Below are 18,117 nucleotides of genomic sequence, written 5' to 3'. Positions count from 1 at the left end.
AAAAGTTATTCTAAATGATCGAATGGTTTGTTTCATTCTATTTGGGAGTAAATCCAATCATATTTATTTGCTCAGTAGTAAGCATATTTGAAAGTAGATGTTTAATATGCTGGTAATTTATTATTTTACAGAGTAATTATCACAGAAAAAGAAATGCCCATTCATCGTATTTCTTTTTCAAGTAATGACGGGATATTTTACCATAATTTAACAATAATAACCAAAGAATAATGAGTTTTAGATATTGTTTATTTATATGCAAAAGTCTGTTAATTATCAGTAGGGCATATTCGCAAAAAATGGCTGGCCGCCCCAACGTCGTGTTCATTTATGTGGATGTATAAGTGTCCCTAAAAACAAGATAGTTTAGAACTGAAGGATATTAATTTCAGATATCGCGTCGATTCCCAATAACTAATTTTCATATATACTTTGTTTCAAATTAAAACTTAATTAAATAGTAAAAACTTCCTGTATTTTACACGAAGTTTATCAAGTTGAAATAATTTGAGGAGAAAATTAGAAACTTAAATTAATTATCTTTACAAAAAAGTTGATTTCCAATCAATTTAGATAGTTTTATCATTAATGATGGCTGCAACATTCCTCTTAGTAAGGGAGCCAAACAAGAAAGTCATCAGAGATGGTGACTTTTTTTGTTGTCTTTTGGTTTGTTTGAAGGTATAAAAATTCATAGTACATTTGACTATGCCAAAATTAGATAGGACATACAGCACTTCTGGTAACCTTTTTAAACAAAAGGAAGAGGTTACTCATTATTTAGGATTGAGTAAAGAGGAAATTAGTAAGGTTTTCTCCTATTTAAATAGCGTTTCTTTTAATTATGCTATTGATAATCCTCCCAAAATAGACAAAACTGCATTTTCAATGCGTAAGAATTAGTCATGGGGAATATTTTTAATTCTGATTTTCAAGAATTTTTATTGGCTTTGAATAAAAATGAAGTCAATTATGTCTTAGTCGGAGGATATTCTGTTATCTATCATGGATTCCCTAGAACCACAGGAGACCTTGATATATTTGTTGAGGTTTCGAAAAATAATTATGATAAATTGGCTGAAGCATTTAAACAATTTCAAATGCCTCTTTTTGACATGACTGAAGAGTCTTTTCTTCACCAAGCTCTTATAAATGTTTATACCTTTGGAAGACCCCCAGTATGTATTGAAATTTTAAAAGAAATCTCTGGATTTACTTTTCAAGAAATTTATAACAATGCACTGGATACTGTTTTTGAAGAAATTCCAATGAAAGTAATTCACATTAATGACCTGAAAAGAAACAAGGAAATAAGTGGTCGAGCTAAGGATTTAAATGATTTAGAAAATCTGTCTAAATTGTAATAATTGGTTGCAACTTCCGACAAAAGGGGGAGCACAAATCAAAAAAAGGTCATTTCGGCCTCTTTTTTTGGTTAAAATCTGTCATATCTTTCTCTAAAGAGACATTTTTGTGGCTGCAACTTTTCTATTTTTAAATCCTTATTTTTCGTAAAAGGTACAACCCTAAATCAAAAGGTTGAGCAGAATTATGGATTAACGAATCAAATGAAGGTTTAAATGTTGGATTAAGTGGTTCGAGGTCAGTAGTGGGTTTAGTGGTTTGCATTTTTTAATTTTCATTATATTATATTGATGATTTCTAGCACCTATCATTTAGGACGTCATCTTTAAATTCAATGATTTGCTTTTTCATTTCCTTTATCTCTTTCATTTTTTGCTCTAAAGAAATCAGCTTATCATCAAGAATTTCTAGTTTTTGTTCCTTGGTATATTTTTGGTTATACCAAGCATCAATCATTTGACCTATTTCCCTGATGGTAAATCCCACCGATTTAGCATCGCTAATGAACTCTAACTTTTCAACGGTTACTTCGTCGTAATGAAAGTAATTATTCGATTTAACCGCTTTGTTTTGTTTTCCCTCAATTAACCCCGACTTTTCATAGAAGCGGATCGTATGTGTCGAAAGCCCAGTTTTTTTGGATAGCTCATTTATTAACATAAGGTAAATATAATGGATAGAAAAATAAATATCAACTATAGACCATACTCTATTGTTGTAGGTTTTAAAATAACGCAATAGTTTTGTTCAAAATAAAACAATAGAAATATGAAAAAGACCGTATTGATAACTGGAACATCTAGTGGAATAGGTAAAGCAACTGTTTTCGAGTTTGCTAAAATGGGTTGGAACGTTATCGCAACTCAAAGAAACCCTGAAAATGAATTAGATTTCAACAAGTTGCCAAATGTAAAAAAGTATTCTCTTGACGTTGCTAATCTTGAAAGTATTAAGCAAACAATATTACAAGCACAAAAGGATTTTGGCAAAATAGATGTAGTAGTTAATAACGCAGGTTACGGTGTTGATGGTGCATTTGAATCAATGTCAGATGAAATAATTGAAAAACAATTTAACACGAATGTTTTTGGGTTGATGCGTGTGACAAGAGAAGCGATAAAGCATATGAGACCAAATGGTGGAGGAATGATTATTCAAATTTCGAGTATGGGGGGTAAAATCACATTCCCATTATATAGCATTTATCACGCTACTAAATTTGCGGTGGAAGGTTTTACAGAGTCGTTACATTATGAGTTAAGTCAATTTAATATAAAAATGAAACTCATTGAGCCAGGTCCAATTGTCACTGATTTTTATGGTAGAAGTCGACAATTTATTAAACCAACTGACACAAACGAGTATGACGGGTTTATTCAAAAGTTTAATGAGGCTGCTGAAAAAGTAATGAAAGATGCTGAAGGTCCAGAAGTTGTAGCAAAGATGATTTTCAAATCCGCAACGGACAATTCTAATCAAATGAGATATGCTGTGGGTAAACCTGGCCCTATGCTATTGGTGCTAAGAAAATTGCTTTCTGATAAGCTATACTTTTTGATAGTTAGAAAAAGTTACAATCTTTAAGGGAACGTTCTCCAAATTACATAAAGTGTTGTTTGATGGATTTAAATAGAGAAAACGGCTACAACATTCCACTTATTAATAAGGGAGCAAAACTGTACAAGGCGACAGAAATGTCGCCTTTTTTTTGTTGTCTTTCAGTTGTTTAGGGTAGTTGCATATTTTGTATTATTTTTAATAAAAACATGATACCATGGAGGTAACAGAATCATTGTGGTTTGAAGTTGCAATTGTGAGCATCATCTATACTTTGGGAAATATACTAATGGGTCATTTTGAAGAACGAACACCAAAAATTCGTAGAGTTGGGAAGTATATGTTGACAATATTAGTGATCTGCCTCGTCTCTGTATATTTTGGCAGAACAACCGCAATGATACTACTTTCATTATGTATCATCCCCTTATTATATATTCACGGATATTATCTACCAAAGAAAAAAGGAATTAATGGCTGGACAGGTGAACCTAAAGGTAAGTATTATGAATTTCGAAACTGGGACAAGAATATTTTTAGGAATGATAAGACTTAATCAATGATTATTAAAGTAAAAATCTGTTTGCTGAAGCAATAAAATTAACATAATGTCAAGCTTGCCATTTTCAGGTTGTTTCCTATTCAATGTTCATATTATAGCTGCAGCTTTCGACTGTAAGGGGAGCAAATGGAAATTAAAAGTGTTAGAGTTGTAAAGTCTTACCCTTTTTATCAATTTGTTTTATAAGTTCATGGAATGTACTCTAGATACAGCCAATAAGAAAAGTCAATGTTTCAGATGGATGCCTAATTTTTCAGGGAAATCTTAGAATATTTTATCAAAATTTAAATACCGGACCTCTTGCATATATGGGTAAAAAGGTAACGCTTCAACTTTTTTTACCACATCTTGTAATGGTATATTCTTGAAGATAATCATAGCACCATCTTTATCTGATTTAATGAAAAAACCATCTAGAAGTTCGTTTTCTTTCCAATTCATAATGTGGGCCATTTCTTTTTGTCTTAACTCTTCAAAGTTACCTTTTGAGTTATCAAAGTGCATGGTAATTAATACGGCTATTCTGTTCATTTTTTAATAGTTTTAATTTATAATTAGTCAAACTTATTACCTTTAACTAAATAAATTAAATACACTATATTTTTGTGTATAGGCTATAATTTTAGACTAATGAAAATACAATGGTGAGGAAAACAAAAGAGTTTACACCGGGTAATTGTCCCGTAGTATTTTGTATGAATATTATTGGTGGTAAATGGAAACCCAGTATTATTCATATGATTAGAACCGACAGAAATCGTTATAGTATTTTATTAAAAAATATATCCGAAATAAGTAAACAGACGCTAACCAATCAGCTAAGAGAATTAGAATCAGATGGGATAATTGAAAGGATAATATTCCCGGAAATTCCGCCAAGAGTTGAATATAATTTAACGGAATATGGAAAAACGATATTACCCATTATTGACAGTATGTATAAATGGGGAAGACAAAATATGAAAATCGACATGAAAGGTTATTGTGATCAGATTTAAATAGCTGATTTTATTTATTTGCAGTGAAATATTCAATTTTCTTATCATTTAAGCTTCTTTCGAATTAAAGGGGATTAATAAAGGCCATAGGAATATAATTGTTTCATGTAACATTTTTTCTCCGCATTGAAAGTAAACTCCAGTTGTATAATAGTTATGAAAGATATTTTTAAAGACCTTTTGGCCCAAAACATTCATTCTTGTAGTTTTTCATTTAGTTTGATTGATGAGGAGAATATTTCTAAAAAATTGAATAATCAGGCTTCTAGTGTAGGATTCATATATAGGCATATTGGGGAGACAATGTTACTTTTTGGGTATTTTTTTGATATACCAAGTGAGATTCAAAATACCACAATGGGCCAACAAGATGTTGGGCAAGGCAATGATTTATTGGAAAGTAGAAAACTCGTAGAAAAAGGATATAAAATGATGGAAGAAATTATAGAGATTACCACAGATGCTGGTTGGTCAGATATAATTGATACACCATTTTTTGGAGCTGTTTCCAAAGCCAAATTATTTGCACATATTCTATTTCATAATGCCTATCATGCTGGACAAATCGGTCTATCCATAAAAAGAGGTAATTAAATCATTTTAAGGCTCCGATTTCCAAATTTTTAAGTGTTCCTTCATGGTAGATAGAGGAGCATCTTTCGTAAAAAAATGAGTTAGATCAAAAGACTGAAACTATGAAAATCTTCCTCCATCAATGGCATCTTTTATTTATCTTACCATTATTGTGCTTTCAAGGGATTAGTCAGCAGTCAAAGGAACAAGCATTTAGAGAAATATACAGAACCCAAGTCCTGGTAATCAATCAAATAGCGCCCAATTCATATCAACATATTTCCTATTTACCAACCAATGATTTTGGATTGGTTCCTTGCAATGGTTTGATTGTTCGAGATAAAAATGAAGTAATTATATTCGATACGCCAACCAATGACCAAGGCGCTGAAGAGTTAATCCAATGGGTAAACAAAACCTTGGGATGTAAGATCAAAGCCATTATTCCCACCCATTTTCATGATGATGGTTTGGGAGGTTTGAATGCCTTTATCCAACAAAATATCCCTTCTTGGGCAAATTTCAAGACATTGGAATTGGCCAAGCAAAATGGATATGCGATTCCTCAATATGGGTTTAAGGATTCAATAACCTTGGCTTTGGGGAAAGAAAAAGTTCTAGTAAAATTCTTTGGTGAGGGACACACCCAAGATAATGTGGTGGGATATTTTAGCAAAGACCGCATTCTTTTTGGGGGATGTCTAATCAAGGAAATGAATGCAACCAAAGGTTATTTGGGTGATGCTAATGTGAATCAATGGTCTTCGACAGTCGAACAGGTAAAAAACGCATTTCCTCAAGTGAAATGGGTAGTTCCAGGTCATGGAAAGGTTGGGGATAGCAAATTGCTGGATTATACGATTGACTTATTTAAGTGAATTTAGAATATTTAGTCAAGTCACACTTGGGAATAGAATGTGTTTAAATTTAGCTTATTGTTTGTTCTCTTAGTTGTTTATGTCAACAAATCAATTCATTTTCTTTCATTCTTAGGGAAAAATTTGAACGAGCTTACAGGAAAAATTGGCAGGAATTTAATGCAAAAGAAAGAGGCCCATGGGACCTCTTTCTTTTTAGGGTAACTTGTAAATTTTGGGAGTGGATTATTTGCTTACAAGAAATTTATTTACATTTAACCAGTGCATAAAGGCATCAAACCATTTATTGCTCGTCCGATTTGGATTACCTAAACCAAAGCCATGTCCACCATTTTGGTACAAATGAAATTCTACAGGTCTACCTGCCTTGAACCAAGATTCAATGATACCAAACTGGGAATTAAATAAAAAATCATCGCTGGCAATGACATTAAACATAGGAGGAGCATTTTCAGGAACCTTTACGGGTCCCATTCCTCCGTAAATAGGGCCAATAAACGCTAATTTCATGGTCTTTGAATTCAAAGTTGCATGCATGGTTAAACCCGCTCCGGCAGAAAATCCAATCATTCCAATGCGCTGCGTATCTACTCCCCATGCTTGCGCATTTTTTAGGATCATGGCATAGGCGGCCTCGGCATCTGCTAATTGGTTGGACAGATCCATTTGGAAAGGACTAGGAGGAGTAGCAGGTTTTGAGGGATCATCCGTTTTGGCAGGAGCTGGACGAGGACGGTTCATCCAGGCTTTGAAATCTTCCAAGGATTCAGCGGTTGGGAATAAACGGTATTTGAGTACGAAAGCCGCTATTCCTTTTTTGGCTAGAGCTTCGGCTACTTCCCAGCCTTCATTGCCCATGGAGAGCCAGCGAAATCCCCCACCTGGGGCTACGATAACTGCTGCACCTGTGGCTTTACCTTTTTCGGGTAAGAATGGCGTAAGAGTCGCTTGGGAAATGTTACGTGCCATAGGATCTCCCCATTGGCGGAACCAGGTTTCTGGAGCGGGTTGGTCCTTTACAGATCCAGTTCCTAATGGAATCGCATTGGGCTCTTTAGGAGCATCCAACGGATAAATGGTTCCATCTTGAGCGATGCTATTCCAAGCAAAGGTCTGAAAGGCTACCAGCATCAAAAATTTGAAAAACTTTTGCATGATGTCTTATTCAATTCAATCTAAAATTATCTAGAAAAATCCATTATTTATTTGGAGTAATCAGAATACGAGTCGGAGCTGGCTTTGCTTCTCAGCTCTACTTTAGGATTGGTGATAGCGAAATCATCTAAGTTTTCAATAGCTCGGTTACCAATGGTAATTCTCACTATATTTTTGCCAGGTAAAATATCTTTGGCAGATAAAATAAAACTGAGTTTGGCGTTGTTATTGCCCACTGGGGAATTTACCACTAGGTCAGTGAGACCTTTTACTTTGAAAAAGTAAAATTTAGTATTTGTGGCCATTGAGGGGAAATAAATGTTGGCAGGAACTGATTTCCCATTAACAATGATTTCAGGTAAGTCAAAAGGATTAATGTGATGAACATCCATGGAAACTTGGGCAAATGCTGCATCCATGCTAGTATCGTATTCAAATGAAAGTAAGCGAGTAGTTCTGGATTTAGAGCCATTATCACCTAGGTAGGTGGTATCCGTAGCGGCAGTTAAGTTGATGGACTTATATTGTGCTGAAACTTGGAAGCTTAAGCACAACAAAGAAACAAATAGGAAAGCGTAGACATTTTTCATTTTGTAAAGGGTTTTTTGATTAGCTAGGGACAAAAGTGCAAATAATCCGAATCTTTTAAAATTATTTATATAAAATCTTTAATAAACACAAGAAGGTTTATCAAATTGAAACTAATGGAAATAAGGAGTACGCATCTTTGAGTTGATGGTAAAATCAATCATGGTGCTGATGGATATATTGAATTGACAAATTTTACTTTTTATCCAACCAAACCACTTTCTGCTCAGGATGATGATCTTGACTTAGAATATTTTTGTATAAGTCGGGCCGACGAGCTTTTATATAGCGGTGACCTCCGGCCAAGGTAAGTTTTTCAGGCACAAGGGTAGCTGTGACAAAACTGTCCTCCAAGGAACGGCATTCTGCGATAATGTCGCCAAAGGGATCTATAATCATGGAGCAGCCATTTTTTAATTGGTCATCATCCATGCCAATGGGATTGGAAAATATAGCATAAATGGCGTTGTCATAAGCTCTGGAAGGAAGCCATTTCATTAACCAATCTCGCCCTTTCATGCCATCAAATTCCAAACGTAAGGAAGTTGGGTCAGCCTCTCGGTTATCCCATAATTTCGGGTCTACAAAACCTGCTCCTGGACGGGTAGATGGGGTACACATGGTCACATGTGGCATAAAAATAATGTCAGCGCCTAATAATTTAGTAGCCCGAACATTTTCTATGATGTTGTTATCATAACAAATTAAAATCCCACATTTCCAGCCTTTGATATCAAAAACACAATATTCATTCCCGGGTGTCAAATGCGGATTAATGAAGGGGTGTAGTTTTCGGTATTTAGCTTTTAACCCATGTTTATCCACACAGACATAGGCTTTGAATAAATTATCTTCTTCGTCTTTTTCAAATAGTCCCGCCAAGACAACGATGTCATATTTTTTGGCAATTTCAATGAGCTTTTGAACACTTTTTCCATCGGGTATGGGCTCGGCCAAAGCGATCATTTGATCCTTGTTTAATTTTCTCGCAAAACTATATCCCGTGATGGAACATTCATGAAAGGCAATCACCTCGGAGCCTACTTCAGCGGCTTTCTTCGTAAGCTCTTCTATAACCGATAAATTATATGCTTTGTCGCCACTTTTATTTTCAAATTGGGCTGTCGAAATCTTAATATTTTCCAAGGTATTTGTGTTTTAAATAGGTTTCAATTATTCCTCAATGTTTGAGCCTTATAAATTCAGCTTCTTTTTCTCTCTCACGGCATAGTCTACGGCCCTAGCTGTCAATGCCATATAGGTAAGTGATGGATTTTGCGTAGAGGTAGAAGTCATACAAGAGCCATCTGTAACAAACACATTTTTACAATGATGCATTTGGTTGAAGGCGTTTAACATAGAAGTTTTTGGATCTCGGCCCATACGCACTCCACCCATCTCATGGTTCTCATTTCCAGGCAATCTTTGTGTGTCAATGGGTTTGATGTTTTTAAATCCTGCTGCTTCATACATCTCCGTAAATTGTTGATGAAAATCTTTTAACATTTTCTCATCATTGTCATCATAGGCAATGGAAACCCGCAACTGAGGAAGACCATATTTGTCCTTCAAATTTTTGTCCAGGTGAACGGTAGAATGTGCCTTCGGAATAGTTTCGCCCATCATACCCACATTGATGTGCCAATTTCCTAGCTTTTGATTTAAAAGAGAATGTTTCAAAGATTCCCCAAGTGAGGTAGATGGATTTTCCATTACCCTGCTGGCAGATAAATTACTGGCATAACCTCGTAAAAAGTCGGTTTCTTGTTGCTGAACGTTTCTGAACCTAGGAATATAACCAGAAGTGGGCCTTTTCCCCGCTGTTTGAAAGTCTAAGAATCCATCATATTCTGCAGTAATTCTTCCCCTATAGCTATGGAAGGCCATGTGTGTACCTAGAACACCTGAGTCATTTCCTAGTCCATTTGGAAAGCGAGAAGAGGTGGAATTCAATAAAATTAAATTGGTTGCTAAAGGAGAGGCATTGACAAATATGATTGACGCAAAATACTCCTCCATCTCGTGAGTTTTGGCATTTACCACTCGTACCCCCACGGCTTTGCTTTTCTTTTCGTCGAAGATGATGGAATGCGCGATGGAATAATCTTTTAGAGTGAGATTACCGGTTAGATAGGCTGCTGGCAAGGTAGAAGAATTACTACTAAAATACCCACCATAAGGACAGCCTCGCTCGCAAAGAGTTCGGTTTTGGCATTGACTTCTGCCCACTGAATGATGAATTTTTTGTGCATGACTTAAGTTGGCGGTTCTGGCAATGATGACATGCCGGTTGCTATATTTACTTTTTAATACTTGTCCAAAATGTTTTTCCACGCAGGAAAGCTCATAAGGTGGAATGAATTCACCATCTGGTAAAATATCCAAGCCATCTGCATTTCCTGAAATACCCACAAACTTTTCCACATGACTGTACCAAGGTGCCAAATCTTTGTAGCGAATGGGCCAGTCGACCGCAAAGCCATCTCTTGCAGGACCTGTAAAATCAAAATCACTCCAACGCTGGGTATGTCGGCCCCATAAGAGAGAACGACCACCCACATGGTAAGCACGTATCCAATCATAGGGTTTATCTTGAATGTAGGCTTGCTCTTCGTCTTTGGTTAAAAAGTGTGCCGTAGCTTCGGAGAAAATAAAATTTTTGCTGGCAATTTTATAGTCCTTTTTGATGTCTAATGGGACCAGACCCCCATGCAGAAAATCCCAAGGTTGATGCATGGCGGTTGGATAATCCGCCACATGTTTCACATCTCTCCCTCGTTCCAGCAGTAGGGTTTTTAGTCCCTTTTCTGTCAGTTCTTTGGCAGCCCAGCCACCACTGATACCTGAACCAATCACAATGGCGTCAAATGTATTTTTAGTTTTTGTGTTCATGGTTTAGACCCAGAATTTGGAAAAATTATTAGAGAAATGAGGAATGGCAATTTCGGGTTCTTGTATTTCAGGATGCCAGAGTTTCTCCCATTCAAAACTATAATACCCTTGGTAATTACCCTGCTTTAATACATGGAGTGCTTCTTTGACTGGGGCATTTCCTTCACCTAGAAGCGTGTATTTTTCACCTGAACTAGTCACGATGGCGTCTTTGATATGGGTATGTAAAATATATTTTTTGAGTATCTGGTAAACTTGCGCTGGAGGCTCTTTTGTGACTGACCACATATTAAAGAAGTCCCACACCAAACCCACTTGAGGGTGATTGGCAGTCTGCATGATGTGAAGCAACATGTCACTTTTAATCACCTTGCCATGAGATTCTAATAGCACCTTGACGCCCGATGATTTAGCAAAATCCCCCAATTCAATTAAGGCATGAATGATGGCCTGAACAGTTTCATTTTCAGCTTGATCTTTGGGTAGGTCATTAGGGAATACCCGAATGAAAGGACAATCTAATTGATGGGCTAGATCAATGTATTTTTTGGCTTCGTCCAACTGGCTTTGTTTCTTCTTAGGATCCAGAAAATGCATGTTGGCTGAAGAGCCTAAATTCACGCTCTTCAATTGGGCATCTTCCACTTGTCTGCGAGTGGAGGCAATATTCGAAGGTGAAAAAATGGGGTTATTGGGGAGATCCAAATCCCCTTTGATTCCTCGAATCTCAATACCTGCGTAATGATTTTCTTGGGCATGCTGTAGGACTTGGGAGAAATTCCAAGCGGGACACCCTAGTGTAGAAAAGGATAAACGAGGCTTGGAGCTTTTATTTCCAGTTAATATCCCTAGTCCTAACAGTCCAGAACCTTGCTTTAAAAACGTACGTCGATTTGACACCATAACCTAGAAATGAAATGACTAAATGTAGCAAAATAATTTAAGAAGAATATCTCGTTCAGGAAGGAAATATGAGCCGCAGAATTCAGATCATGTTGTATTTCAATGGTACATTTCTAGCTTTGTTTGGTTTATCTGATATGATTTATTGGAATGGATGTAATTTTAGGAAAAATAAAACCGAATGAAAACAACTTGTTTCGTAGCCTTGCTACTTTGCTGGGTAAACATACTATTTGCTCAAAGTAATTCCACCGATCAGCGAGCCATCAAGCAATTGATTGAAACCTATAAATTATCTATTAATCAAGCGGATACTTTAATAGGGGCGAAAGTTTGGGCAGATGTGCCAGAAGTGTCGTTTATTCATCCCAAAGGGCATGAATTAGGCTGGAAAGGAGTAAAAGATAATTTTTATGGGATGTTTAGAAATACTTTCCAAAAGCGACACTTGACTAGTAATGATGAAGTGATACATATATACCCTAACGTTGCTTGGGTGGAATTTTATTGGGATTTTGATGCCAAATTTAAAGATGGGACTCCTTTGCAGACAAAGGGAAGAGAAACGCAGATATTAAGGAAGATTAAGAACGAATGGAGAATTGTACATATTCATTATTCGGGTATGCCACTAAGTGGCCAAAGGCAAGGATTTTAGCAGTTTTTAATGGAATAGGCGATGAAAGACTTAAAGGATTTTAAAGCGACATTGACGGAGGATAATCCTCCAAAAAATTTATCGGTCCAACTGAAAAGCTTATGGTATGATGCTCAGGGAGATTGGGATAAGGCACATGATCAAGTGGATCAATTGATGGATAGAGAATCGGCATGGGTACATGCCTATTTGCATAGAAAAGAAGGGGATATGTGGAATGCGGATTATTGGTACAATCGCGCGAAAAAAACACGCCCAAATGTATCTCTAGATAATGAATGGCAAAATTTGGCTGAGTATTTTTTGTCCCATTAATACCTAAGATTAGGGATTATACCCTAAAAATAATGGGTAAAAAATAGCATAGAACTTCTTTCCCATTTGTACCCTAATTTTCATATTTCAATATACCTAACATGAATCGAATGAGCATTTTGACCACATTACTGATGATGGGTCATACAGTCTCCGTTTTATCGCAAGGAAATTCTGCTTTTGATATCAAGAATATGAAGCGGATTGGCCAAGTGGACGAGCGCTTTCAATCTTATAATATAGAGATGTGTGAGGTGATTGGTGGAGATTTTTGGATTCCTTATAAGTTGGTAGATTCGGTGAAGAAGACTTCTAATAAAACGGGCTTTGCTGCTTTGAAATGGAAAATAGAACCCATTAATTTATACCAGCAAAAGCTTAGAAATTTAGCTGCGGCTTTGGGACCAAGCTACATCCGTGTCAGCGGTACTTGGGCCAATGCGATATATTTTCAAGATAACGATGAACCCCCAGTTAGTTCAGTTCCAGCAGGATTTAAAAATGTATTAACTAGAAAGCAGTGGAAAGGGGTGGTGGATTTTACGAAGTCGGTCCATGGGAAATTGGTAAGCTCATTTCCCATAAGCGATGGAATTAGGGATAAAGATGGGCAATGGAGTGCGAAAGCCGTGAAACCAATTATGGATTATACCCATTCCATTGGAGGAGAGATTGTAGCTGCGGAAATGTTCAATGAGCCTTCCCATGCTAGCCATGGAGATGCTCCCAAGGGATATAATGCCGATCGATTTGCACATGATTTTCGTTTATTCAAAGAGCTAATTCGGAAGGATTATCCTCGCATGAAGATATTGGGACCAGGTTCAACTGGGGAGGGGGGGAATTATTCCATCTCAGGATATTTTGGTAGATAAAATTATGTCAGCTCTGCCAGAGCCACAATTTGATGTATTTACTTATCACTATTATGGTACAGTTTCTAAACGCTGTGGAGGCAGTCAAAGCCCTGAGAAGGCCTTAAGCACCCATTGGTTAAGTAAGACAGAAAAGGGTCTTGATTTTTATCAAAAAGTACGTGATACCTATAATCCACAAGCGCCAATTTGGAATACGGAAACTGCCGAATCTGCCTGTGGGGGTAACCCAATTGCAGCTACCTATGTAGATACATTTAGGTATTTGGAGCAGTTAGGAAGACTAGCCAAAAAGGGAGTTCAAGTGGTCATGCACAATACTTTGACCAGAAGCGAATACGCCCTATTAGATGAAGAAACCCATGATCCAAGACCGAATTATTGGGCAGCACTTTTATGGAGCAAATTGATGGGTAACCAGGTATATGAAGTGGGAAGTACGGTGGAAGGACTAGATATATTTGTTCATAATACGAAAGGAAAAGCTGCTGGACGTACCATTTTGGCTGTTAATCCTACTGGTGATGAACTTAGTATTCAAATTGCTCAAGAGGGAACTATATATCAATTAAGTTCGGATGAATTATTATCCAAGAAAGTAAAATTGAATGGTCAGGACTTGCAATTATTAGCTGGGGATAAGGTTCCTACTTTAAAAGGGAAATCAGTCAAGAAAGGAACGGTGAAAATTCCGGCTTTTAGTTCAGTATTTATTAGCTTGTAGGGATTTGATTTTAGACTTGGGTAGAAATTTTAAAACAAATGGAGACCTTTTGATGATCAATTTGTTATATGTAAAATTTGCATAATTTTATTTTATAACCTCCATTAAATAATTAAATGATATTTTATTAAAACTTATCTTTTGTTTTTTCGTTTATGCTTCAACATGGAGAATAATCCGTGTCCTACTTATTTAATGAAAAAATAATCATTTAAAGGCCATGCACTTTGTGTGTGGCTTTTTTTATCTAAAGTATTTCTGACTGATCTCATCTTTATGTTCTTGAACATACTGCAAAAATGCTTTGGCCACTGGGGAATGTTTTTTCCCATGGTTCCAAACTAATTTCCATTGGGTTTTAATGGGTAAACCTTTTTGAGGGATAATCACCAAAGAGCCGTTTTGCAATTCATTTTTTATGCCAATGATGGGCATGATGGAATAACCCAGGCCTGCGATAACGGCTTGCTTGACCGCTTCATTTGACATAAGTTCGATCTTTTTTATTACATGAAATTCCTGATTTTCCAAAAAGCGCTCCATGGTCATACGGGTACCGGAGCCGGGTTCTCTAAATATAATGGGACGGTTGGAGGGTAATTGGTGCTGGTTGAATTCTGGATTTTGTGCTACTAGTTCAGGATTCCCCACCATGTATAATTCGTTAGTGAGTAAGTCCATGTATTCATACTGGTCTCCTTCTATAGGAAGAGAAACTAGGCTAAAGTCTACTTCATTTTTCTTTAAGCTTTCAATAACTTTACCTCTGTTAGTTACATCCATGGATAATTCTACGCCTTGATTTTCTTTTAAAAAATCACTTAAAAAATAGGGAATGATGTATTTTCCTGTAGAAACAATGGATATTTTTAATCGCCCAAAAAGTTGTCCATTAAATGCCCTCATTTTATAATTGATGGCATATACCTGCTCGATTATCTCTTCAGCAGATTGAGCTATTTCCTTTCCAAAATCTGTTAAATAGACCTTTTTACCTACAATTTCAATAAGGGGTATTTCAAATTGAGATTGAAAGTTTTTGATCTGAATAGATACAGCCGGTTGAGTTAGATTTAACTCCTCCGATGCCCGAGTAATACTCTTAGTTTGGGCGACTTTCAAAAAAATCTGCAGCTGATTTAAGGTATAGTTCATAAATTAATTTTATATAATACATTATAAACTTAAATAAAAATTATCAAATTCTTGCTATTTACTTTGCGCTCAATTTACGAGCGATATGAATTTCAAAAAAACATCCTTCATTCTTTTCCACTTATTTTCGATAGCTTTTCTGTTTTATTTGATTAAACTGGAACAGGATCCCATGATGGAAAAAATGGTCATAGCCAGTGCCGTTTTTATGGAATTAAATTTACTGAGAATACTGGGAGAAAAAGCTTAATCCATTAGTACAATGATCAATTTCGAATTACTTATTTTTAATTTAACTAATCCTACTTTACTGTTTTTCTTGTTAGGCATGTTGGCCAAATTTCTGAAAAGTGATTTAGAAGTGCCTGCAGCCTCTAAAAGTTTTATTGCACTGTATTTATTATTTTCCATTGGATTTAATGGGGGTACTGAACTGGCTGCTACAGGTATCACAGGCGAGATTGTCAAGAGTTTAATTTTTGGTTTTGGTTTGGCATGTTTGGTTCCTATTTATGCCTTTTTTATTTTGAGAATAAAGCTAAATTCCTATAATGCAGGCGCTATAGCAGCTTCTTATGGCTCGGTGAGTGCCGTGACTTTCGTGACTGCAGTGGCTTTTCTAGAAATGAACCATTTGAAGTTCGGCGGAGAAATGGTCGCCGTGATGGCTTCAATGGAGTTCCCTGCCATCATCATGGGCTTATTGTTGATGAACCTGTTTCCATCCGATAAAAATGAAATCGGTAAAGAAAGGATTCAGTGGGGAAGTACTTTAAAACATTCATTGACAAACGGTAGCGTTTTGATGATTTTAGGAAGCTTAATTATTGGCTTTGTTTCTGATTCGAATCAGACCGCTGGTATTAAGCATTTTACTTCAGATATTTTTAAAGGTTTTTTAGCCATATTTTTACTTGATATGGGAATGGTAGCGGCAAGTCGGATCAAGGCCTTCAAACAGCAGGGCTATTTCATTTTAATCTTCGCCATTCTATTACCGCTTTTCAATGGTTCCATGGTTGCTTATGTGAGTCAATTTATCACAGATAATCAAGGAAATCGCTTGATTTTCTCTATCCTAGCGGCTAGTGCTTCCTATATCGCCGTTCCAGCGGCTATGCGGATGGTGGCCCCTAAAGCCGATCCAGGTATTTATATTCCGATGGCCTTGGGAGTAACCTTTCCTTTTAACATTACCATTGGGATGCCCATCTTTTTTCAAATTATTCAGTAGTGGATTGGCTAGAGAGGTACCGAGGAGAAAAATTAATCATTGCCACCAAACATGCCAAGGAGGCTGTGATTGGACCTGTCATGCAGGAGGCTTTTGGGTTTATTTACGAGGCAAGCCATCAGCTTGATACGGATTTATTGGGGACATTTTCGGGAGAAATAGAGAGAACCTTGAGTCCTTTGGAGGCCGCCCGAAAGAAGTGTGAATGGGCCATGGATTTATATGGCCTAGATGTAGCCATGGCCTCAGAAGGATCATTTGGAGCGCATCCGAAGTATGTCTTTGTGCCAGGAGGAACGGAATTACTTGTATTGGTAGATCGAAAAAATGGATTAGAGATTGATGTACAAGCTACTACTACTGAAACCAATTTTAATTGGAAAGAAGTAATTCCTGGCCAAGATTTTTCGGAGTTTTTGGAGCAAATAAAATTCCCATCTCATGCCCTCATTGTAAAAAATAGTTCACCAGATTTTTCCCAATTGGAGAAGGGGATCAATAGTTATGAAAGCTTGTATATGGTAGTCGATCAATTTCTCCAAAAGTATGGCAAATGTATATTAGAAACGGATATGAGGGCAATGCATAATCCAACTCGGATGAAGCAAATAGAAAAATTGGCCCATCAGTTGGTTGAAAAAATGAAGGTCCTTTGTCCTACTTGTGCGTTTCCAGGATACTCTATTACCGATTTTCAATCGGGTCTACCGTGTTCACTTTGTCAAAAACCGACATCCTCCATTTTGAAAGTGATTCGCCAATGTAAAAAATGTGGTTATCAAGAGGAGAATTTATATCCAGATTTGAAAGAGTTTGAAGATCCGATGTATTGTGATTTCTGCAATCCATAAGTAGATGTATTGGTAAGTTTAAACTCAATTTTTCTAAACATTTTGGACAATTTGTACGTTGCTTTTATTATGGAAAATCAACTACTATTTCTTAAGCAAGAATTGGAAGAGGAACGAAATAAGCTGCTTTCTCATCCGATATACTCAACCATCAATGACATAGAAAGCCTACGAAAATTCACACAAATTCATGTGTTTGCTGTTTGGGACTTTATGAGTTTGTTGAAATCACTTCAAAATAGTTTGACTTGTACTCAAGTCCCGTGGCTTCCTGTTGGTTCAGCTGATACTCGATTTTTAATCAATGAAATCGTGTTGGGAGAGGAATCGGATGTGGATGAATTTGGCCATAGGATTAGCCATTTTGAACTTTATAAAAACGCGATGAATCGCCTTGGGGCATCCACCGAGTGGATTGATGCCTTACTTACGTGTATCCAAGAAGGGAATAACATTGAGGAGGCAATTCAATTAACAGCTTTACCACCACAGGTTAGAGCTTTTTTAGTGTACACTTTTGAGATTGCCATACATGCACCCGTTCATGTGAAAGCAGGAGTATTCACTTTTGGCCGAGAGGACTTAATTCCTGATATGTTTCATCAATTGTTGAAAAACTTGTATGAAGTTTCTCCTGAGCAAGTATCAACTCTTAGATATTATATGGAAAGACATATAGAGGTTGATGGAGATCATCACAGTCATTTGGCCATGGAAATGCTTAGTCATTTATGTGGAGATGATGACTTTAAATGGAATGAAGTGTTGGAAGCCTCGAGGAAAGCTTTGCAAATGCGGGCTGTACTCTGGGATTCTTTGCTTTAAGTCCTGAAT

At 36.6% G+C, this 18,117-nt stretch carries 22 protein-coding genes; 14 read left to right on the top strand and 8 right to left on the bottom strand.

Annotated elements, in window-relative coordinates; translation table 11 throughout:
* Nucleotides 1–708 precede the first annotated feature (708 nt).
* Both ESB04_RS12410 and ESB04_RS07745 read left to right on the top strand, forming a co-directional pair.
* Nucleotides 709–903 (top strand): hypothetical protein, encoded by a 195-nt coding sequence (locus tag ESB04_RS12410; protein ID WP_164969619.1) that lies wholly within the window; start codon nucleotides 709–711, stop codon nucleotides 901–903.
* Between the two features lie 2 nt (nucleotides 904–905).
* Nucleotides 906–1,364 (top strand): hypothetical protein, encoded by a 459-nt coding sequence (locus tag ESB04_RS07745; protein WP_129027163.1) that lies wholly within the window; start codon nucleotides 906–908, stop codon nucleotides 1,362–1,364.
* A 298-nt stretch (nucleotides 1,365–1,662) separates the two neighbouring features.
* On the opposite strand, the gene ESB04_RS07740 is transcribed toward ESB04_RS07745, so the two are convergent.
* The gene (locus tag ESB04_RS07740; protein ID WP_129027312.1) at nucleotides 1,663–2,025 is read right to left on the bottom strand and encodes a MerR family transcriptional regulator; all 363 of its coding nucleotides are present in this window, start codon (nucleotides 2,023–2,025) and stop codon (nucleotides 1,663–1,665) included.
* Between the two features lie 108 nt (nucleotides 2,026–2,133).
* Between ESB04_RS07740 and ESB04_RS07735 the strand changes: the two genes are divergently transcribed.
* Nucleotides 2,134–2,949, top strand: coding sequence for an SDR family oxidoreductase (locus ESB04_RS07735; protein ID WP_129027162.1), 816 nt, complete (start codon nucleotides 2,134–2,136; stop codon nucleotides 2,947–2,949).
* 190 nt (nucleotides 2,950–3,139) lie between these two features.
* Entirely contained in the window at nucleotides 3,140–3,478 is a 339-nt protein-coding gene (locus tag ESB04_RS07730; RefSeq protein WP_129027161.1) for a hypothetical protein, read from the top strand.
* A 270-nt stretch (nucleotides 3,479–3,748) separates the two neighbouring features.
* On the opposite strand, the gene ESB04_RS07725 is transcribed toward ESB04_RS07730, so the two are convergent.
* On the bottom strand, nucleotides 3,749–4,015 hold the full coding sequence (locus tag ESB04_RS07725; RefSeq protein WP_129027160.1) for a hypothetical protein: 267 nt from the start codon (nucleotides 4,013–4,015) through the stop codon (nucleotides 3,749–3,751).
* Nucleotides 4,016–4,125: 110 nt separating this feature from the next.
* On the opposite strand from ESB04_RS07725, the gene ESB04_RS07720 reads away from it, so the two are divergent.
* From ESB04_RS07720 to bla, 3 genes are all read left to right on the top strand, one after another.
* Nucleotides 4,126–4,482, top strand: coding sequence for a winged helix-turn-helix transcriptional regulator (locus ESB04_RS07720; RefSeq protein WP_129027159.1), 357 nt, complete (start codon nucleotides 4,126–4,128; stop codon nucleotides 4,480–4,482).
* A 156-nt stretch (nucleotides 4,483–4,638) separates the two neighbouring features.
* Nucleotides 4,639–5,076, top strand: a complete 438-nt coding sequence (locus ESB04_RS07715; protein WP_129027158.1) for a DinB family protein — start codon at nucleotides 4,639–4,641, stop codon at nucleotides 5,074–5,076.
* A gap of 101 nt (nucleotides 5,077–5,177) precedes the next feature.
* The gene (gene bla / locus ESB04_RS07710) at nucleotides 5,178–5,933 is read left to right on the top strand and encodes a subclass B1 metallo-beta-lactamase (protein WP_129027157.1); all 756 of its coding nucleotides are present in this window, start codon (nucleotides 5,178–5,180) and stop codon (nucleotides 5,931–5,933) included.
* Between the two features lie 225 nt (nucleotides 5,934–6,158).
* On the opposite strand, the gene ESB04_RS07705 is transcribed toward bla, so the two are convergent.
* The 5 genes from ESB04_RS07705 to ESB04_RS07685 all read right to left on the bottom strand — a co-directional run bounded on the left by ESB04_RS07705 (nucleotide 6,159) and on the right by ESB04_RS07685 (nucleotide 11,471).
* Nucleotides 6,159–7,088 carry an alpha/beta hydrolase gene (locus tag ESB04_RS07705; protein WP_129027156.1) on the bottom strand — a complete coding sequence of 310 codons (930 nt, stop codon included), beginning with the start codon at nucleotides 7,086–7,088 and terminating at the stop codon, nucleotides 6,159–6,161.
* Nucleotides 7,089–7,135: 47 nt separating this feature from the next.
* Nucleotides 7,136–7,678, bottom strand: a complete 543-nt coding sequence (locus ESB04_RS07700) for a hypothetical protein (RefSeq protein WP_129027155.1) — start codon at nucleotides 7,676–7,678, stop codon at nucleotides 7,136–7,138.
* Between the two features lie 193 nt (nucleotides 7,679–7,871).
* The gene (locus ESB04_RS07695; RefSeq protein ID WP_129027154.1) at nucleotides 7,872–8,822 is read right to left on the bottom strand and encodes a nitrilase family protein; all 951 of its coding nucleotides are present in this window, start codon (nucleotides 8,820–8,822) and stop codon (nucleotides 7,872–7,874) included.
* 48 nt (nucleotides 8,823–8,870) lie between these two features.
* On the bottom strand, nucleotides 8,871–10,568 hold the full coding sequence (locus ESB04_RS07690) for a GMC oxidoreductase (RefSeq protein ID WP_129027153.1): 1,698 nt from the start codon (nucleotides 10,566–10,568) through the stop codon (nucleotides 8,871–8,873).
* A 3-nt stretch (nucleotides 10,569–10,571) separates the two neighbouring features.
* Nucleotides 10,572–11,471, bottom strand: coding sequence for a sugar phosphate isomerase/epimerase family protein (locus tag ESB04_RS07685; protein ID WP_129027152.1), 900 nt, complete (start codon nucleotides 11,469–11,471; stop codon nucleotides 10,572–10,574).
* 181 nt (nucleotides 11,472–11,652) lie between these two features.
* On the opposite strand from ESB04_RS07685, the gene ESB04_RS07680 reads away from it, so the two are divergent.
* The 4 genes from ESB04_RS07680 (at nucleotide 11,653) to ESB04_RS07665 (ending at nucleotide 14,043) form a co-directional block, all read left to right on the top strand.
* A complete protein-coding gene (locus ESB04_RS07680; protein ID WP_129027151.1) occupies nucleotides 11,653–12,129 on the top strand; it encodes a YybH family protein in 477 nt (158 codons plus the stop codon).
* Between the two features lie 21 nt (nucleotides 12,130–12,150).
* Entirely contained in the window at nucleotides 12,151–12,444 is a 294-nt protein-coding gene (locus tag ESB04_RS07675) for a hypothetical protein (RefSeq protein ID WP_129027150.1), read from the top strand.
* A 101-nt stretch (nucleotides 12,445–12,545) separates the two neighbouring features.
* Nucleotides 12,546–13,319, top strand: a complete 774-nt coding sequence (locus tag ESB04_RS07670) for a hypothetical protein (RefSeq protein ID WP_129027149.1) — start codon at nucleotides 12,546–12,548, stop codon at nucleotides 13,317–13,319.
* Between the two features lie 4 nt (nucleotides 13,320–13,323).
* Entirely contained in the window at nucleotides 13,324–14,043 is a 720-nt protein-coding gene (locus ESB04_RS07665; protein ID WP_129027148.1) for a hypothetical protein, read from the top strand.
* A gap of 243 nt (nucleotides 14,044–14,286) precedes the next feature.
* Here the strand turns inward: ESB04_RS07665 and ESB04_RS07660 are convergent, their stop codons facing one another.
* Nucleotides 14,287–15,198, bottom strand: coding sequence for a LysR family transcriptional regulator (locus ESB04_RS07660; protein WP_129027147.1), 912 nt, complete (start codon nucleotides 15,196–15,198; stop codon nucleotides 14,287–14,289).
* A 262-nt stretch (nucleotides 15,199–15,460) separates the two neighbouring features.
* Between ESB04_RS07660 and ESB04_RS07655 the strand changes: the two genes are divergently transcribed.
* The 3 genes from ESB04_RS07655 to ESB04_RS07645 all read left to right on the top strand — a co-directional run bounded on the left by ESB04_RS07655 (nucleotide 15,461) and on the right by ESB04_RS07645 (nucleotide 18,108).
* Nucleotides 15,461–16,432: a sodium-dependent bicarbonate transport family permease gene (locus ESB04_RS07655; protein ID WP_317127028.1), complete on the top strand. Its 972-nt coding sequence runs from the start codon at nucleotides 15,461–15,463 to the stop codon at nucleotides 16,430–16,432.
* Complete coding sequence (locus ESB04_RS07650; protein ID WP_129027146.1) at nucleotides 16,432–17,283, top strand: DUF6671 family protein; 852 nt, start codon at nucleotides 16,432–16,434, stop codon at nucleotides 17,281–17,283. The genes ESB04_RS07655 and ESB04_RS07650 overlap by 1 nt, the downstream gene beginning before the upstream one ends.
* A gap of 69 nt (nucleotides 17,284–17,352) precedes the next feature.
* A complete protein-coding gene (locus ESB04_RS07645; RefSeq protein WP_129027145.1) occupies nucleotides 17,353–18,108 on the top strand; it encodes a DUF3050 domain-containing protein in 756 nt (251 codons plus the stop codon).
* Nucleotides 18,109–18,117 lie beyond the last annotated feature (9 nt).

The sequence above is a fragment of the Aquirufa rosea genome (assembly GCF_004118285.1).
GTDB classification, from domain to species: domain Bacteria; phylum Bacteroidota; class Bacteroidia; order Cytophagales; family Spirosomataceae; genus Aquirufa; species Aquirufa rosea.
Note: the sequence above shows the minus strand (reverse complement) of the source record. Positions and strands in the feature narration are given on the sequence as shown.

Coding starts and splice junctions, on each gene's coding strand:
- ESB04_RS07670 (WP_129027149.1), top strand. CDS start 12,546: ATGAATCGAATGAGCATTTTGACCACATTACTGATGATGGGTCATACA.
- ESB04_RS07655 (WP_317127028.1), top strand. CDS start 15,461: ATGATCAATTTCGAATTACTTATTTTTAATTTAACTAATCCTACTTTA.
- ESB04_RS07700 (WP_129027155.1), bottom strand. CDS start 7,678: ATGAAAAATGTCTACGCTTTCCTATTTGTTTCTTTGTTGTGCTTAAGC.
- ESB04_RS07715 (WP_129027158.1), top strand. CDS start 4,639: ATGAAAGATATTTTTAAAGACCTTTTGGCCCAAAACATTCATTCTTGT.
- ESB04_RS07745 (WP_129027163.1), top strand. CDS start 906: ATGGGGAATATTTTTAATTCTGATTTTCAAGAATTTTTATTGGCTTTG.
- ESB04_RS07740 (WP_129027312.1), bottom strand. CDS start 2,025: ATGTTAATAAATGAGCTATCCAAAAAAACTGGGCTTTCGACACATACG.
- ESB04_RS07685 (WP_129027152.1), bottom strand. CDS start 11,471: ATGGTGTCAAATCGACGTACGTTTTTAAAGCAAGGTTCTGGACTGTTA.
- ESB04_RS07665 (WP_129027148.1), top strand. CDS start 13,324: ATGTCAGCTCTGCCAGAGCCACAATTTGATGTATTTACTTATCACTAT.
- bla (WP_129027157.1), top strand. CDS start 5,178: ATGAAAATCTTCCTCCATCAATGGCATCTTTTATTTATCTTACCATTA.
- ESB04_RS07705 (WP_129027156.1), bottom strand. CDS start 7,088: ATGCAAAAGTTTTTCAAATTTTTGATGCTGGTAGCCTTTCAGACCTTT.
- ESB04_RS07690 (WP_129027153.1), bottom strand. CDS start 10,568: ATGAACACAAAAACTAAAAATACATTTGACGCCATTGTGATTGGTTCA.
- ESB04_RS07675 (WP_129027150.1), top strand. CDS start 12,151: ATGAAAGACTTAAAGGATTTTAAAGCGACATTGACGGAGGATAATCCT.
- ESB04_RS07735 (WP_129027162.1), top strand. CDS start 2,134: ATGAAAAAGACCGTATTGATAACTGGAACATCTAGTGGAATAGGTAAA.
- ESB04_RS12410 (WP_164969619.1), top strand. CDS start 709: ATGCCAAAATTAGATAGGACATACAGCACTTCTGGTAACCTTTTTAAA.
- ESB04_RS07680 (WP_129027151.1), top strand. CDS start 11,653: ATGAAAACAACTTGTTTCGTAGCCTTGCTACTTTGCTGGGTAAACATA.
- ESB04_RS07725 (WP_129027160.1), bottom strand. CDS start 4,015: ATGAACAGAATAGCCGTATTAATTACCATGCACTTTGATAACTCAAAA.
- ESB04_RS07645 (WP_129027145.1), top strand. CDS start 17,353: ATGGAAAATCAACTACTATTTCTTAAGCAAGAATTGGAAGAGGAACGA.
- ESB04_RS07730 (WP_129027161.1), top strand. CDS start 3,140: ATGGAGGTAACAGAATCATTGTGGTTTGAAGTTGCAATTGTGAGCATC.
- ESB04_RS07660 (WP_129027147.1), bottom strand. CDS start 15,198: ATGAACTATACCTTAAATCAGCTGCAGATTTTTTTGAAAGTCGCCCAA.
- ESB04_RS07720 (WP_129027159.1), top strand. CDS start 4,126: ATGGTGAGGAAAACAAAAGAGTTTACACCGGGTAATTGTCCCGTAGTA.